The sequence below is a fragment of the Streptococcus suis genome (assembly GCF_002960625.1).
GTDB lineage: Bacteria > Bacillota > Bacilli > Lactobacillales > Streptococcaceae > Streptococcus > Streptococcus suis_T.
Genome location: NZ_POJH01000021.1, coordinates 61,945 through 77,176, shown reverse-complemented (window position 1 = coordinate 77,176; position 15,232 = coordinate 61,945). Strand labels below are relative to the sequence as shown.

The window sequence follows — 15,232 nt, the reverse complement described above, 5'->3', positions numbered from 1 at the left end:
TTTCGGAATGACGACACTACCACGGAAAATTCCGTTAGCTACTCCCTCGATTTGCTAACTATTATAACAAATTTCTAGGGAATTTCAAAGAATATTTTCTATGAAAACGTTTTTCATTTCCATTCAATATGCATCTTATAGCTAGCAAATTTCTGCTGATTTTCTAACCCATTTAAATCATAATGAAGGATTAGTTCTTGCTGTTCAACACTCAACTGATACAGGCTGGTTTGTGTTGTAAAATGCTGGATCCCCATCGGCGTTGGAATAGTCACTATTGCTTCTTGTTTCTTCACAAATCGCATGATAGATTTGGGATTGGAAAAACGTGTCATAACCAGTTCGTTTTCATCACACTTAATGACAACTTTTTCTTCCTCATCATTCTGATAGATGAGGTAAAGCTTCTCATCTTTTTCCTTTACCTCTACTGAGAAAGTCTGATCTATCACTTCCAATTGGCCATCTAAATCAATTTCATTCCGTAGACGAATGTTCATGTTACCTCCTATGATGTTTTAATATTGGTAATGAATGATGAACGAAGCAAGGTCAGACCTGTAAAGGCTGCGATAAAGACAACTAAGATTTTCAAATTATTGATGTCCAAATTAGATAGGAAGAAGGCCGCTGTCAAGACACCCAAAACTCCTCCTACAATAATTCCAGGAACTCCTGGCCAATTGACCCGGCCCGATTGGATAAATTGCTTGGCCCCAGCAGACAACATCATAGCTGCATTCAGCATCATGACAGGAAGGGCCACCGCTGGACTAATGCCCATCAAGGAGAAGAAAATCAATTCTGGTGCGTAGTTGCCCAAGCCCATACTCAAAAGCATACCGATAAAAAAGTCAAAGATAATCCCAACAAGCAGCTTCCAACCTGTCAGACCACGAACATCATTGGCCAAGTCAGCACCAGGGTTGGTCACCATCCGATAGACCATAATCCCTGCTGCGACAATAAGCAAAATCCCCAAGACCCGCTGTACTTTCTTGGTATCCCAATGTTGCGTCACACGGGCACCAACTGAGGCACCTGTAAATGCAGCAATAGCCAAAGAAATCAAGGTAGTCATTTCTACTTCTACAATGGTGATAAAGAGCAAGGCCTCCAACAAGATAGGAATGATGTGAGCCGTCGTCATAGTTGCTGGAATCCGTCGGTCATCCTCTATCAATTTTGTCGCCTTCAGCAAACTTGTCGTTGTTGCGAAGGTCCCAATCCCCAAGGTATCCAACAAGTCTGTTACATAACCAATGGCAAAGCCCGTCCAAAATCTGTCTTTCAAAGAAATCTTATTTTTCCGAGCATAGCTAACAATCAAGTAAAGCATCCAGGCAATCATCCCCACAAGGATAAACTGGATAGCATGTAAAATAAGTGTATTTGTCATTCCTCCATTATACTCAAAAGATAGTATTTGGTACATAGCAATATCCTTGTTTTATGAGAAAAAAAGCCGAAATTCTAACGATTTTTGGTATAATAAATCTATGATAGAAAAAGTTTTTCGTGACCCTGTCCATAACTATGTTCATGTTGACCATGAATTGATTTACAAACTCATCAATACAAAGGAATTCCAGCGACTACGCCGCATCAAGCAACTAGGGACCACTTCCTATACCTTCCACGGTGGCGAGCATAGCCGCTTTTCGCACTGCCTTGGTGTCTATGAAATAGCACGAAGGATTACAGAAAAATTTGAAGAGAAATATCCACAAGTCTGGAACCCCTCGGAAAGTCTGATTACCATGGTTGCTGCTCTTTTACATGATATTGGACACGGAGCCTATTCCCATACCTTTGAGCGCCTCTTCGATACCGACCATGAAGAAATGACCTGTGCCATTATCACCAGTCCTGAAACGGAGGTCAATCAAATATTAAAACAGGTAGCTCCCGATTTTCCTGATAAAATTGCTTCCGTCATCAACCATACCTATCCCAATAAACAGGTTGTCCAGCTGATTTCCAGCCAAATTGATGTCGACCGCATGGACTATCTACTCCGTGATTCCTACTTTACAGGTACCAACTATGGTGAATTTGACCTAACCAGAATATTACGAGTTATCCGTCCTACAGAAAATGGCATCGCCTTCAAAGAATCAGGTATGCACGCAGTTGAAGACTATGTCCTCAGTCGCTACCAAATGTACATGCAGGTTTACTTCCATCCAGCCAGTCGCTCCATGGAAGTTCTCTTACAAAATTTGCTCAATCGAGCAAAATTACTCTATAAGAGCGAACAAGATTTTTTTGCTCGAACCTCTCCACGCCTGGTTCCTTTTTTTGAACACCGTGTTAGCCTTTCTGACTACCTAGCCCTGGATGATGGTGTCATGAATACCTATTTCCAGTCTTGGATTGACGGACCTGACCACATCTTATCTGACCTGGCCCAACGCTACATGAACCGCAAGGTCTTCAAATCCATCACCTTCAAGGCAGAGAATGAAGAAGACCTCAACCAACTGCGGAGTTTGGTAGCCGATGTCGGCTTTGATCCAGAATACTATACAGCTATTCATCATAATTTTGATCTGCCTTACGATATTTACCGTCCCAATGCCGAGAAGAAACGGACACAGATTGAAATCTATCGCAAGGATGATACCAAGGTCGAGCTTTCCACCCTATCACCAATTGTCCACTCTCTTTCTGGAACCATCCATGGTGATAGCCGTTTCTATTTCCCAAAAGAAATGCTGGAAGATACTGGTATTTTTAGCCAGCACACTACTGATTTTATCAGCCATATTCATAACGATCATTTTACGACTGGAGAAGAACATGTCCATTAAACTTGTTGCCATCGACATCGATGGCACCCTCTTAAATAGCCAACACCAAATCACACCCCAAGTATTTTCAGCCATTCAGGATGCCAAAAAAGCAGGTGTAAAAATTGTTATTGCCACAGGCCGCCCCATCTCAGGAGTTCGTGCCATTTTAGAAGAACTCAATCTCACCGAAGTTGGCGACTATGTCATCACCTTTAACGGTGGTTTGGTGCAGGATGCAGCAACTGGTGAAGATATTGTCAAAGATACCTTGACCTATGACGATTATCTGGACATCGAACTCGCTGCCCGCAAACTCAAGCTTCCTATGCATGCCAGTACCAAAGAAGGTATGTACACTGCCAACCGCGATATTGGAAAATATACCATTTATGAATCCATGTTAGTCAGCTCCCCTGTCTTCTACCGAACTCCAGAGGAGATGGCTGACAAGGAAATCATTAAGGTCATGATGGTAGACGAGGCAGACATTCTTGACGCTGCCATCCCACAACTGCCTGCTAGCCTGACTGCCAAATACAATGTTGCCAAATCTGCACCATTCTACTTAGAAATCACACCAAAAACAGTTAATAAGGGGCAAGCTATCATCCAATTGGCTGAAAAATTGGGACTGACAATGGATCAAACCATGGCTATCGGCGACCAGGAAAATGACCGTCCCATGCTTGAAGTCGTCGGTAATCCAGTTGTCATGGAAAATGGCAATCCAGAACTCAAGAAAATTGCCAAGTACATCACCAAATCAAATGACGAGAGCGGTGTTGCTCATGCTTTGCGAGAATGGGTGCTGCAATAACATATTAAAGTCAAAAAAAGACATCAGATTTAAAAATCCGATGTCTTTTTCTATACTTTTATTAGAAGTTCAACAATGCCAAGAAGCTTTCAGCTTCAAGTGAAGCACCACCAACAAGGGCACCGTCAACGTCTGGACAAGCCATGTATTCAGCAACGTTTGATGGGTTTACAGAACCACCGTATTGAACACGAACCTTGTCTGCCACTTCTTGACCAAAGTCAGCAGCAACAACGTCACGAACAGCTTTACACATGTTTTGTGCATCATCTTTAGTAGCTGATTTACCAGTACCGATTGCCCAGATTGGCTCATAAGCAATAACAAGTGATGCAACTTGCTCAGCAGTCAAGTCTTTCAAAGCTGCAGAAACTTGAGCACCTACGAATTCAACCGCTTTACCAGCTTCGTAAGTTTCAAGTGACTCACCACAACAGATGATTGGTGTCAAACCGTTACGGAAGATAGCGTGTGCTTTTTTGTTAATGTCTTCATCTGTTTCGTGGAAGTAATCACGACGTTCTGAGTGACCAATAACCACATAGTTCACGCCCATTTCAGCCAATACTTTTGGAGAAGTTTCACCAGTGAAGGCACCAGCATCTTCAAAGTAGCAGTTTTGAGCAGCAACTTTCAATTCAGAATCTTTAGCGAACCACAAAAGAGCGTTCAAATCTACAGCTGGAGCTGCGATTGCTGCTTCAATCTTGTCGCCTGAAGGTAATTTACCTGCAATAGCCTCAACGAAAGCTTGTGCTTCTTGAGGATTTTTGTTCATTTTCCAGTTTCCTGCAATGATTGGTTTACGTGACATTTCACATACCTCTTCTTAAAAATTTTTACAGTCCCTATTATAGCATAAAATCAGGCAAGGATAAAGCATTTCCGTGCATTTTATGAATACTTACAGAAAAACTCTCTACCCGAAAGTAGAGAGTTACAATTTAGTTGTCTGACTATAATTGTTATTTCTGGGAACTCAATCGAATTAAGCTTCGATTTCTGTAACCATACCTGAACCAACAGTACGTCCACCTTCACGGATAGAGAAAGTAGTACCTTGTTCAACGGCGATTGGGTGGATCAATTCAACGTCGATAGTAACGTTATCACCAGGCATTACCATTTCAGTACCTTCTGGCAATTTGATTGAACCAGTTACGTCAGTTGTACGGAAGTAGAACTGTGGACGGTAGTTGTCGAAGAATGGAGTGTGACGTCCACCTTCTTCTTTAGTAAGGATGTAAACTTCACCTTTGAATTTAGTGTGTGGGTTGATAGAACCTGGTTTAGAGATAACTTGACCACGTTCGATTTCATCACGTTGAACACCACGAAGAAGCACACCAACGTTATCGCCGGCAAGACCTTCGTCAAGTTGTTTACGGAACATTTCAACACCAGTTACAACTGCTTTAGATTTTTCTTCTTGAAGACCAACGATTTCGATTTCGTCGTTGACACGAACTGTACCACGGTCGATACGTCCTGAAGCTACAGTACCACGACCAGTGATTGAGAATACGTCCTCGACTGGAAGAAGCAATGGCTTGTCAGTATCGCGTTCTGGTTCTGGAATGTACTCATCAACTGTGTTCATCAATTCCATAACGATGTCTTCGTACTTAGCGTCACCTTCAAGGGCTTTAAGAGCTGAACCTTGGATAACTGGAAGATCGTCACCTGGGAAATCGTATTCTGAAAGAAGGTCACGGATTTCCATTTCAACCAACTCAAGCAATTCTTCGTCGTCTACCAAGTCAACTTTGTTCATGAAGACGATAAGGTGTTTAACACCAACCTGACGTGAAAGAAGGATGTGCTCACGAGTTTGTGGCATTGGACCGTCAGTAGAAGCTACTACAAGGATCGCACCGTCCATCTGAGCGGCACCAGTGATCATGTTTTTAACGTAGTCCGCGTGTCCTGGAGCGTCGATGTGAGCGTAGTGACGTTTTTCAGTTTCGTACTCAACGTGTGCAGTGTTGATTGTGATACCGCGCTCGCGCTCTTCTGGAGCAGCATCGATAGACGCATAGTCTTTAGGTTGGTTAACTGATGAAGGCAAGCGACGTGCCAATACAGTTGTGATAGCTGCAGTCAAAGTAGTTTTACCGTGGTCAACGTGTCCAATTGTACCAATGTTAACGTGTGGTTTACTACGATCGTATTTTTCTTTTGCCATTTTGGTAAAAGCCTCCAATAAAATATATTTTATAGATAGACAGTAGGCAATACGGTCTAACTTTACCTTACTATTCTATCAAATTGTAGCAGAAATGCAAGCATTTTCTATCGTTTTTGTTATTTATTGCCAGAAAGTCTTGTTTTATCGCCTTCGTTGAGCATTAAAAACTCGCCAACAAGTCCTGCTGACGAGTACGGAATAATTTGGCCTATTTGGTTCTAATTATCAATTTTGACATAACGACGATGTCCAGAATAAGAAAGGTAGGAAATCCACTGATGCCCTTCCGCTTGAATAAGTTTATCATAGGTAATTGAACTACCACTTGTATAGTAGGTAATTTCAGCTGCCTGGATACTTGGTTGTGCTGTAATTGATACTCTCTTGGTCACTTGATAAACTCCTTGAGCTGCCAATCTTTGCTGTTCTGTCGCTGAGGAACCTAGATGTTGCTGAGTGTGTGTAGAACGCAATGCTTCTGTTCGGACATAGCGACGAGTACCACTGTAAGAAGGATAGGACAACCAACGGTAGCCATCTGCCTCAACAACTTGGTCGTAGTTGATTTTTTCACCTTTTGTAAACTCAAATTGAGTTGGAGCTTGATTTTCTGCCTTGTTTTTTACTGGGACAGTTTTCATAACGGTGTAGCTACCACTCTGGGAAAGAACTGTTTTCTGCTCATTCTTATTCTCGATTGGACCGGAAGCTGGTAGATTGGTTGTTGGGGCGGTCGCAGGTGAACTTGCGACCTGACCCAAATCTACATAGCGACGGGTACCACTATAGGATAGATAAGAAATCCATTGATGTCCGTCTGCTTCTAGCGTCTTGTCGTAATTGACCTTGTCACCTTTTTCAAATGTAAATTGAGTTGGGGCACCTGCCTTGGCTTCATTTTTCACCGCGACCTGTTTGTTAAAGAGATAACTACCACGGCTGGCTAGAGTTTCTGACTGCGGAGATGGATTTGACTGACTAGTCACGGGAGTAGAGCTTGGCGCTGGTTGACTAGGGGCGATCGCAGGTGAACTTGCGACCTGACCCAAATCTACATAGCGACGGGTGCCACTATAGGATAGATAAGAAATCCATTGATGTCCGTCTGCTACTAGCGTCTTGTCGTAATTGACCTTGTCGCCCTTTTCAAATGTAAATTGAGTTGGGGCAATTGCCTTGGCTTCATTTTTCACCGCAACCTGTTTGCTAAAGTGATAGCTACCACGGCTGGCTAGTTTTTCTACCTGCGGAGATGGATTTGACTGACTAGTCACTGGAGGGGTGCTTGGGGCTGGTTGACTAGGGGCGGTCGCAGGTGAACTTGCGACCTGACCCAAATCTACATAGCGACGGGTGCCACTATAGGATAGATAAGAAATCCATTGATGTCCATCTGCTACTAGCGTCTTGTCGTAATTGACCTTGTCGCCCTTTTCAAATGTAAATTGGGTTGGCGCGGTTACCTTGGCTTCATTTTTCACCGCGACCTGTTTGTTAAAGTGATAGCTACCACGGCTGGCTAGTTTTTCTACCTGCGGAGATGGATTTGACTGACTAGCCACGGGAGTAGAGCTTGGGGCTGGTTGACTAGGGGCGGTCGCAGGTGAACTTGCTACCTGACCTAAATCTACATAGCGACGGGTGCCACTATAGGATAGATAAGAAATCCATTGATGTCCGTCTGCTACTAGTGTCTTGTCGTAATTGACCTTGTCACCTTTTTCAAATGTAAATTGAGTTGGGGCACCTGCCTTGGCTTCATTTTTCACCGCGACCTGTTTGCTAAAGAGATAACTACCACGGCTGGCTAGTTTTTCTACCTGCGGAGATGGATTTGACTGACTAGTCACTGGAGGGGTGCTTGGGGCTGGTTGACTAGGGGCGGTCGCAGGTGAACTTGCGACCTGACCCAAATCTACATAGCGACGGGTGCCACTATAGGATAGATAAGAAATCCATTGATGTCCGTCTACCTCTAGTTTTTTATCATAATTAACTTTGTCACCCACCTGTGCATAAAAGACTGCTAGAGCAGTTTTACTTGGTTGATTTCTGACAGCTGTTTCTTTTTCGTAGACGTATTGTCCTTGAGGTGCTAAATTGACAGCTGGTTCTTCTACAACTACTACTGTAGTTTGCGGAAGCTCCACTGCAGGACTTGACTGAACAGCTACTTCCTGGTTAGTAGGAGTTACTGCTTGTTCTGTACGTGCTTCTTCTGAAGATGATTGACTGTTTGAAGCTGGTTCTTCACCTGTCTGACTTGTGAGAACCTCCGGAACCTGCTCGCCCTCCACCTTACTTGTCTGAGCGATCACTTCCTGTGTTTCTGCGGCAACTTGATTTGAAAGAGAGTTTGTCTTATCAACCTGACTACTCTCTTGGACTTGTACCAATGGTAGGCTACTTGAAGCAACCGCCCCTGCCTGTTCTTCCGCTTTTACTTCCTGTAAACCAAAGACCAAACTGGTTCCAATCAGTACTGAAGCAGCACCTAGAGAATACTTACGAATAGAAAAATTTTGTTTTTCTTGACCAAATCTTGTGCGACGCATAAATCATATCCTACCTTTCTGTTATCCTTTTCACTTATATTATATACTTATCTATGTCATAAAACAAGTAAAAATTGTAACATTTGTAATATTTTTGTAATATTTGTATCGAGAAAGAAATATTTATCTCCCCTATCTATACTATTCGCAAAAAATACAAAAAAATGATGAAAATAAGATATTTTTTTAATTTTCTTCAAAATATAAAAACCTTGTCTGAATACACTTCAAACAAGGTACTAGCCATCTGCTATTCAAAATCTAATCGATAGTAGGGTTGATTTGGAGTTGAAGCACCGATACTTGACGCATAAATCCAGTCCTTACCCTCCAACTGTGCAAAGTCTTCTGCTCTGCCTGTTAGGATAATGCCTGCAAATTCTAGCTTATCAATCTCTTCTTGTTTAGAGAAGTCCGTTTTACCAAATTTGTCCAAGAAAGTTTTGACATCTGTGACGAGTGCGTATTCCCCTAAATAATGATTATACTGTTCAGCCATTTTTTTCATAGGTGTTAAAGGATTCCATGCAGCTACTTCTGTTGGTAATTCAGCATCTGATTCATAAACCTTTAGAGCCTCTCCTTGAAAACCAAACAACTGGTCAATGCGAAAATCAGCTGTGTTCTCCTTAGAAGCTGTTCCAATCCAGTACCAATTCTTTTTCAAATTTTGAGGAAGCATGGTCTGCAAGTCTGCAAAACTATATTTTTTGTCAAAGGTGATGGCTACTTCTACTAGCTGATTGGACATGTCTTTCACTAAAGAAAGTTCTTGACTTGGAACAGTTGCAAAGTCATCTGTGTCAACTTTCTCCGTATTATAGAAGAGAGGGAGTTTTGACCAGGTTTGACGATCATAGGCAATTTCTCCCTTATAAGAAGGTCCATCCTGAGAAAAATTCAAATACGTTCCCAACCAATCATAGTGGTATTCATAGTCACCAAAGGCAACTGGAACCCCTGCTAAGTCTTTGTGGCGATCTGCATGGACAGCTCCAGCAAATAGAGAGGTCGCTTTATAATAGTAGGTTGAGTATTCAATGTTTGGATAGGCAACTTGTGACAATAATTCGTGTTCTTGATAGATTTTTTCACCATTATTGGCAGTCAAAATCTGCAAGGTCTTCAAGGTCGCTCCCGTTATCAGCAAGAGCCCTAATATAGATAGACCAACCGTTTTCCATAAGTGTTTTTTCTTACTTTTCTTTGTTGCAATTTCAAAAGTTTTCATATTCATACCCTTTCTCTTTTAAGTTTTTTGCTAGAATTTTTCGACCGCGGTAAAGATTGATTTTCACCAAACTCTGACTATATCCTAAGATATGGGCAATCTCTTTGACACTCATATCCTGAAAATAATAAAGGTCAATGACATGCTGATACTTGGCTGGCAAGTCTGCAACCGCCTGATAGAGCTCTTCATAGTTTTCTATGTCATAAGTTAATACATTCTCACTGGTAAAAAACTCTCTTTGTAAGATTTCGTGATAATGCTTGTCCCTCCTGTATTTATCGATGTAGGCTCTAACTGCCGAACGATAAAGCCAGGCTCGTAATTTGTCGAAAGGAAGGACAAGTTCTGCTTCTAAGATTTTCACTAGTATATCCTGGGCTATATCCTGACTATCAGCAAATGTGGCGCCAGATTTTTGCAGGTAGTAGGAAATTTCCTCGGCAATACCGATGACTTCTTTTTCATATTCATCTAATTTGATGCTCATCTCCTCCTTTCACAAATAAAACGAACGAGAACTTATTTGGTTACATTTTTTTAAATATTATATCCTTTACCGTATTAAAAAAGCAACCTCCGAAGAAGTTGCTGAGTTATTATTAACCAGAATTTCGTAAACCAGTCGCCACACCGTTGATGGTGATGTGGATGAGGTTTTCTTGTTCCTTACTGAGTTCACCACGACGAAGACGGTTAATCAGTTCAATTTGAATATAGTTGAGGACATTAAAGTATGGCATACGGTAGTCCAGACTGGCTTTGAGGAAAGGAAGTTCTGCAAGTAGCTCCTCATTTTGCTCAATAGCCAAGATAATATCCTTGGTCAACTGCCATTCATCCAAGATAATATGGAAGATATTTCGTACTTCTTCACTCTCACACATTTTCGCATACTCAAAGGCAATGTTCATGTTGGATTTGGACAAGACCATATCCACATTCGATAGAAGAGAACGGAAGAATGGCCAGCTTTCATACATTTTCTGTAATTTTGCCAAGTTTCCTGGCTCCTTATCGATAAAGCGTTTAAAGCTAGAACCAACACCATACCAACCTGGCAACATGACACGGTTTTGCGACCAGGAGAATACCCAAGGAATAGCACGGAGCCCACCGATTTCCGTGATGGTTTTACGAGCAGCTGGACGTGAACCGATATTGAGGCTAGACACCTCACGAATTGGACTAGCTGCAAAGAAGTAATCGTAGAAATGCGGATTATTGAAGACCAAGTCACGATAGATAGAGTAACTGTCTGCCACAATGGCATCCATGGTTTCTCGGTAGCCGTCAATTTCATTCGGATCGGTGATCATCTGGGTAATCATGCGGTCAAGGGTTGCCGATACCAGCATTTCCAAATTGTAATAGGCAGCGTCTTTGTTACCATACTTGTTACCAATCACTTCCCCCTGTTCTGTTAGACGAAGGCGATCTTTGATGGAACCAAATGGTTGGGAAGTGATGGCATCATAGGATGGACCTCCACCTCGGCCAACTGTCCCTCCACGACCGTGGAAGAAGGTAATATGAACACCAAATTCTCGACCAATTTCAGTTAACTCGTTCTGGGCCTTATAGAGTGTCCAACCAGATGAAAGATAGCCTCCATCCTTATTGGAATCCGAGTAGCCCAACATGATTTCTTGGTAGTATTTGTTGCCTGCAATCCAGCGTTTTGCCAAATCAAGTTGTAGATACTGGCGCATGGTAGCAGCTGCATTATCCAAGTCCTCAATGGTTTCAAAAAGTGGAACAATCTGCACACGCGCCTTGTCCATATCGACCAGCCCAACTTCTTTCAAGAGCACGGCCAGTTCTAACAAGTCAGAAACACTTTCAGAATGCGAGATAATGTGCTGTTTGATAATTTCCTCACCCAGCTTATCTTTCAATTCCCGCGCTGCAGCAAAGATAGCCAATTCTTTTTGTAACTGCTCTGATTTGGGAACATGGGTAGCAGATAAAATACGGGGATCTGTTTCCAACTGTTTCAAAAGAACATGACATTTGGCTTCTTCAGACAGACTAGAATAATTTTCTACAATGCGGGCCGACGCCAAAAGTTCTGCAACACTAGCCTCGTGAATAGAAGAATCCTGGCGCATGTCAATACTTGCCAGATAGAAACCAAAGGCTTCTACTGCTTCCAGCAATTCTGTAAAATCACCCTTGATCAAGGCGCTTGCCTTATTGTCAATCAAGGACTGTTTAATGGCAAGCAAATCTTCTTTAAATTCAGTGACATTGGCGTAGCGAACATCCGACGGCTTATTATCCACCAAATAATCGCGCGTATTGGCCAATTTCATTTGAATATAATGGAAGGCACGGCGATATGGTTCATTTTCGCGGTAAACTGAACTATCTTCTGATTTTTCAGCCAAGATTTTTACAGCTGTCGAAACCTTCACAATAGAAGTCGAGAGAGAGAAATTACGGTAGAGTTTATGGAGTTGCTCATCATAGTAATTCATGATGACTTGACACTGGGTCAAGGCTGACAATTTCAGAGTTTCTGCTGTTACGAAGGGATTGCCATCTCGGTCACCACCAATCCACATGCCCATGGTAATGGGACGAGGATTGTTGAGCACAATACCTTTTTCAGCTGCCAATCGCTTATACTCACCTTGCAACTTGGTCACGGCCTTGATAAAGGAAGAGTTGTAGTATTCCATAACGTTGGTGATTTCGTTGGTTACCTTCAACTTCTTCTCACGAATCATATCTGTCTGCATGATAATTTCGATGTAGCAACGAAGTTGGTCTTCCCACTTGGTCTTGTTAAGCAAGCCCATTTTCACATCACGGTAACGGCGAAGCAATTCATGAATATGTTTGGTCAAATCCAACATGGATTGACGTTGAACCTGGGTCGGATGGGCTGTCAAGACGGGAACAACATTGAGCTTCTCCAAGATTTCTGCTGCATTTTCCTGCTTGGCCACCATATCAATCGTCGTTGAAATTTTCCCCAGGTAATCTTGGTCAACGTTGTTTTGGTGGTTGATTTCATAGGCCAAATCCACATCTTCTGAAATATTGATTAGGAGAGGAAGAACAGCAAAGTAACGAGAAATAACTGCTAATTCTTCGTTATTTAATTGACCAATAATCTCAATCAAGGCCTGGTAATCATCCTCACGAGAGAGCTGGGACAATTCAAGGATTTTCTTGAAGGTTTCCTGAGGCATCATCTGGGCCGCTACTTCTTCAAGGATAGTGGTTAAAATCGCAATTTCTTCTTGAATGGTTTCTTTGTTATTATAGTTTTCTAATTTTTGGATAGACATATTTACTCTCTTTCCTTTATTTAGCCGATTGTGCGCTCAAGCTCTTCTTCAATCAATTTATTCTTCTCATTAGCATCAATATTAAGGACAAATGCAATACCAATCGAAATAATGAGTAGGCTAGACCCTCCTTGTGATAAGAAGGGGAAAGTAACTCCCGTCGCAGGAATAATACCAGCAATCCCACCAATATTGATAAATGTCTGAATCAGAAGCATTCCTGCAACCCCCAAGGCCATCATCGAGTTAAAGGGACTGCGAGCCCGTACACCAACAATGATGATGCGAATGATGAGGAAGAAAAGCAGGGCCAATATCAAGCTGGCTCCAACAAAGCCAAGTTCTTCTATAACGATTGAAAACACAAAGTCTGTCTGGGCTTCTGGTAGATAACCCTTTTTCTCAATAGAGTTACCCAAACCACGACCCAACCAGCCACCATTGCTCATGGCATAGAAGGAATGGGTCAACTGCAGGCCTGCACCTGTGGCATTTCCAAAGGGGTCAAAAAAGGCTGCAAAACGACGGGCGATGTAGCCAAACAGAGGAATTTTCTCAACTGTTTCGACACCCAAAATAAATATAGTTCCTAAAACAAAGCCAGATACAGCGATGATACTCAAGACCGCCGTCACAAACCATCGATAAGCGATACCGCTGACACTAATCATGACAACCATAATCAGAGCGACAATGGTAGCATTTCCCAAGTCAGGCAAGGTCGCTACCATGGCTAACAAGAGGAGGCTGACCACACGCCAATCAGTGAATTCTCTAGGAATCCAGCTCCCCTGTATTAAAGCCTGGTAGTCATAGGTCCGAATATCAGCCTGCTGTTTGGCAAATTCGTGAGCCAAATACCAGATGATAATCAACTTGAGGTATTCGGCAGGCTGCAAATTACCAGCTCCAGGCAAGGGAATCCAACCGTGGGCCCCATTGATAGGCGGAAACAATCGAGAAATGGCTAAGAGAAACACCTCGAATAAAATAACTGAGTAAATGACAGCCTTCCTTCTCAAAAAGCTTAATTTCATACGGTAAATCGTGTAAATTGCAAAGAGGCTGACACCCCAGAAAAGCGACTGGTTAATGACTGTTCTAAAAGGGTTCCCTCCATTGATAATTTGCGTGGCACTGGTTGTTGAATAAACAATAATCAAGCCTATCACTGATAAGATGAGATAGGGTATGAGAATGGAATAGTTCAATAACTGCCGTTTGTCAATCTTCATTTCTAATCCAACCTTCTTTCGAGTACTGGGTTCTATTATAGCATACTTTACTATAAATTACCCAGTAGGGTCTATAAAGTAAAGACATCTTTCGGAAATCTACCTTAGCACAAAAAAGAGGGGACCTCCCCTCCTTCCGTTATTCAAATGTTTCAAGATAAAATTCAATCTTATCGCCAGCAGCTAGTTTCAGCTCTTCTGCCCCCTTGTCTGCCATTTGATTATTGATTTTATACATCCAGTAGGTATTGGTACTTGGATTTTGACTAACACCATCAATAGCTGTTACCATGCCATTATCTTCTTCTACTTGATGGTAGTCCTCTAAAACATCCATGACACTATCGCCCTGCTCAGCCACTACTTCCTGACTAGCTGTTTTACCGTCTTTGGTAATTTGCAAAGTGACTGTTATCTTGGTTTCAGCTTGTTCTACAGGATTTGCCTGACAAGCAGCTAGAACCATTGTCATAAGAAATGTAACAATAAGAAGTATTCGTTTCATTTATAAAATCTCCTAAAAATGTAGTCAATAATGGGATAGAACAAGAAAGTCGAAATCGCATGAAGGCTATCAAAGAATAAACCATTGAACCAGAAGATAAGAGGTGACAGACCAAATTGCCAAGCAGACAAGATACTAATAATCAGGCCATAAACATAGACCAATAGAGCAGCTAGCAAGGACTGTAGCCAGATAGACAATCGCTCCTTGTTCACCAAAGGCCTCACCAAGCACCACCAAAGCAGTTGGACTAGACCGAAGCTAAGCACTTGCCACAGGACTACTGGACCAAACCCAAATAAGAAACCACTAACAACCATAGTCAGAGCCATGACTAGCCAAGCATCCATCAAACCCATAAAAGAAAGACTGACAAGGAATATTGCTGTCAAGGGTTTAATATTTGGAAAAGCACCAAAAACAATCCGTAACACGATGGTTAAGGAAGTTAATAGTACTATTCTACTCAAGCGTTTCACTGTATCATGATTTTTACCCATATAACTTTAGATTACCCTATTATAGCTCATTTGTCAATAGTATCTACCTCACATCCTCTTTTCAATATTATTTTTTTGATTTTTTTTGCTATTTAAGATAAAATAAT

The 15,232-nt window shown here is 42.0% G+C and carries 13 protein-coding genes; 2 read left to right on the top strand and 11 right to left on the bottom strand.

Going from position 1 to position 15,232, the window contains the following annotated elements; all coding sequences use genetic code 11:
* Positions 1 to 113: 113 nt before the first annotated feature.
* Together C1G49_RS03890 and C1G49_RS03885 are read right to left on the bottom strand one after the other, a co-directional pair.
* A complete protein-coding gene (locus tag C1G49_RS03890; RefSeq protein WP_105124686.1) occupies positions 114 to 500 on the bottom strand; it encodes a DUF1934 domain-containing protein in 387 nt (128 codons plus the stop codon).
* Between the two features lie 8 nt (positions 501 to 508).
* Positions 509 to 1,399: a sulfite exporter TauE/SafE family protein gene (locus C1G49_RS03885; RefSeq protein WP_105124685.1), complete on the bottom strand. Its 891-nt coding sequence runs from the start codon at positions 1,397 to 1,399 to the stop codon at positions 509 to 511.
* A gap of 100 nt (positions 1,400 to 1,499) precedes the next feature.
* On the opposite strand from C1G49_RS03885, the gene C1G49_RS03880 reads away from it, so the two are divergent.
* Together C1G49_RS03880 and yidA are read left to right on the top strand one after the other, a co-directional pair.
* A complete protein-coding gene (locus tag C1G49_RS03880; RefSeq protein WP_105124684.1) occupies positions 1,500 to 2,813 on the top strand; it encodes an HD domain-containing protein in 1,314 nt (437 codons plus the stop codon).
* Positions 2,803 to 3,612, top strand: coding sequence for a sugar-phosphatase (yidA, locus tag C1G49_RS03875; protein ID WP_105124683.1), 810 nt, complete (start codon positions 2,803 to 2,805; stop codon positions 3,610 to 3,612). The genes C1G49_RS03880 and yidA overlap by 11 nt, the downstream gene beginning before the upstream one ends.
* Positions 3,613 to 3,673: 61 nt before the next feature.
* On the opposite strand, the gene tpiA is transcribed toward yidA, so the two are convergent.
* The 9 genes from tpiA to C1G49_RS03830 form a co-directional block, all read right to left on the bottom strand.
* Positions 3,674 to 4,426 carry a triose-phosphate isomerase gene (gene tpiA, locus C1G49_RS03870; protein WP_105124682.1) on the bottom strand — a complete coding sequence of 251 codons (753 nt, stop codon included), beginning with the start codon at positions 4,424 to 4,426 and terminating at the stop codon, positions 3,674 to 3,676.
* 174 nt (positions 4,427 to 4,600) lie between these two features.
* Complete coding sequence (gene tuf / locus C1G49_RS03865) at positions 4,601 to 5,797, bottom strand: elongation factor Tu (RefSeq protein WP_024531546.1); 1,197 nt, start codon at positions 5,795 to 5,797, stop codon at positions 4,601 to 4,603.
* A gap of 221 nt (positions 5,798 to 6,018) precedes the next feature.
* Complete coding sequence (locus C1G49_RS03860; protein ID WP_105124681.1) at positions 6,019 to 8,355, bottom strand: SH3 domain-containing protein; 2,337 nt, start codon at positions 8,353 to 8,355, stop codon at positions 6,019 to 6,021.
* A gap of 250 nt (positions 8,356 to 8,605) precedes the next feature.
* A complete protein-coding gene (locus tag C1G49_RS03855; protein WP_238595843.1) occupies positions 8,606 to 9,592 on the bottom strand; it encodes an anti sigma factor C-terminal domain-containing protein in 987 nt (328 codons plus the stop codon).
* Entirely contained in the window at positions 9,573 to 10,076 is a 504-nt protein-coding gene (locus C1G49_RS03850) for an RNA polymerase sigma factor (RefSeq protein ID WP_105124680.1), read from the bottom strand. The genes C1G49_RS03855 and C1G49_RS03850 overlap by 20 nt, the downstream gene beginning before the upstream one ends.
* A gap of 112 nt (positions 10,077 to 10,188) precedes the next feature.
* Positions 10,189 to 12,885: a phosphoenolpyruvate carboxylase gene (gene ppc, locus C1G49_RS03845; protein ID WP_105124679.1), complete on the bottom strand. Its 2,697-nt coding sequence runs from the start codon at positions 12,883 to 12,885 to the stop codon at positions 10,189 to 10,191.
* Between the two features lie 20 nt (positions 12,886 to 12,905).
* The gene (gene ftsW / locus C1G49_RS03840) at positions 12,906 to 14,120 is read right to left on the bottom strand and encodes a cell division peptidoglycan polymerase FtsW (RefSeq protein WP_105124678.1); all 1,215 of its coding nucleotides are present in this window, start codon (positions 14,118 to 14,120) and stop codon (positions 12,906 to 12,908) included.
* Between the two features lie 139 nt (positions 14,121 to 14,259).
* Positions 14,260 to 14,625 (bottom strand): DUF4430 domain-containing protein, encoded by a 366-nt coding sequence (locus C1G49_RS03835; protein WP_105124677.1) that lies wholly within the window; start codon positions 14,623 to 14,625, stop codon positions 14,260 to 14,262.
* Positions 14,622 to 15,125 carry a hypothetical protein gene (locus C1G49_RS03830; RefSeq protein ID WP_105124676.1) on the bottom strand — a complete coding sequence of 168 codons (504 nt, stop codon included), beginning with the start codon at positions 15,123 to 15,125 and terminating at the stop codon, positions 14,622 to 14,624. Before C1G49_RS03830 ends, C1G49_RS03835 begins: the two co-directional genes overlap by 4 nt.
* Positions 15,126 to 15,232: the final 107 nt, after the last annotated feature.

Coding starts and splice junctions, on each gene's coding strand:
- C1G49_RS03890 (WP_105124686.1), bottom strand. CDS start 500: ATGAACATTCGTCTACGGAATGAAATTGATTTAGATGGCCAATTGGAA.
- C1G49_RS03885 (WP_105124685.1), bottom strand. CDS start 1,399: ATGACAAATACACTTATTTTACATGCTATCCAGTTTATCCTTGTGGGG.
- C1G49_RS03880 (WP_105124684.1), top strand. CDS start 1,500: ATGATAGAAAAAGTTTTTCGTGACCCTGTCCATAACTATGTTCATGTT.
- yidA (WP_105124683.1), top strand. CDS start 2,803: ATGTCCATTAAACTTGTTGCCATCGACATCGATGGCACCCTCTTAAAT.
- tpiA (WP_105124682.1), bottom strand. CDS start 4,426: ATGTCACGTAAACCAATCATTGCAGGAAACTGGAAAATGAACAAAAAT.
- tuf (WP_024531546.1), bottom strand. CDS start 5,797: ATGGCAAAAGAAAAATACGATCGTAGTAAACCACACGTTAACATTGGT.
- C1G49_RS03860 (WP_105124681.1), bottom strand. CDS start 8,355: ATGCGTCGCACAAGATTTGGTCAAGAAAAACAAAATTTTTCTATTCGT.
- C1G49_RS03855 (WP_238595843.1), bottom strand. CDS start 9,592: ATGAATATGAAAACTTTTGAAATTGCAACAAAGAAAAGTAAGAAAAAA.
- C1G49_RS03850 (WP_105124680.1), bottom strand. CDS start 10,076: ATGAGCATCAAATTAGATGAATATGAAAAAGAAGTCATCGGTATTGCC.
- ppc (WP_105124679.1), bottom strand. CDS start 12,885: ATGTCTATCCAAAAATTAGAAAACTATAATAACAAAGAAACCATTCAA.
- ftsW (WP_105124678.1), bottom strand. CDS start 14,120: ATGAAGATTGACAAACGGCAGTTATTGAACTATTCCATTCTCATACCC.
- C1G49_RS03835 (WP_105124677.1), bottom strand. CDS start 14,625: ATGAAACGAATACTTCTTATTGTTACATTTCTTATGACAATGGTTCTA.
- C1G49_RS03830 (WP_105124676.1), bottom strand. CDS start 15,125: ATGGGTAAAAATCATGATACAGTGAAACGCTTGAGTAGAATAGTACTA.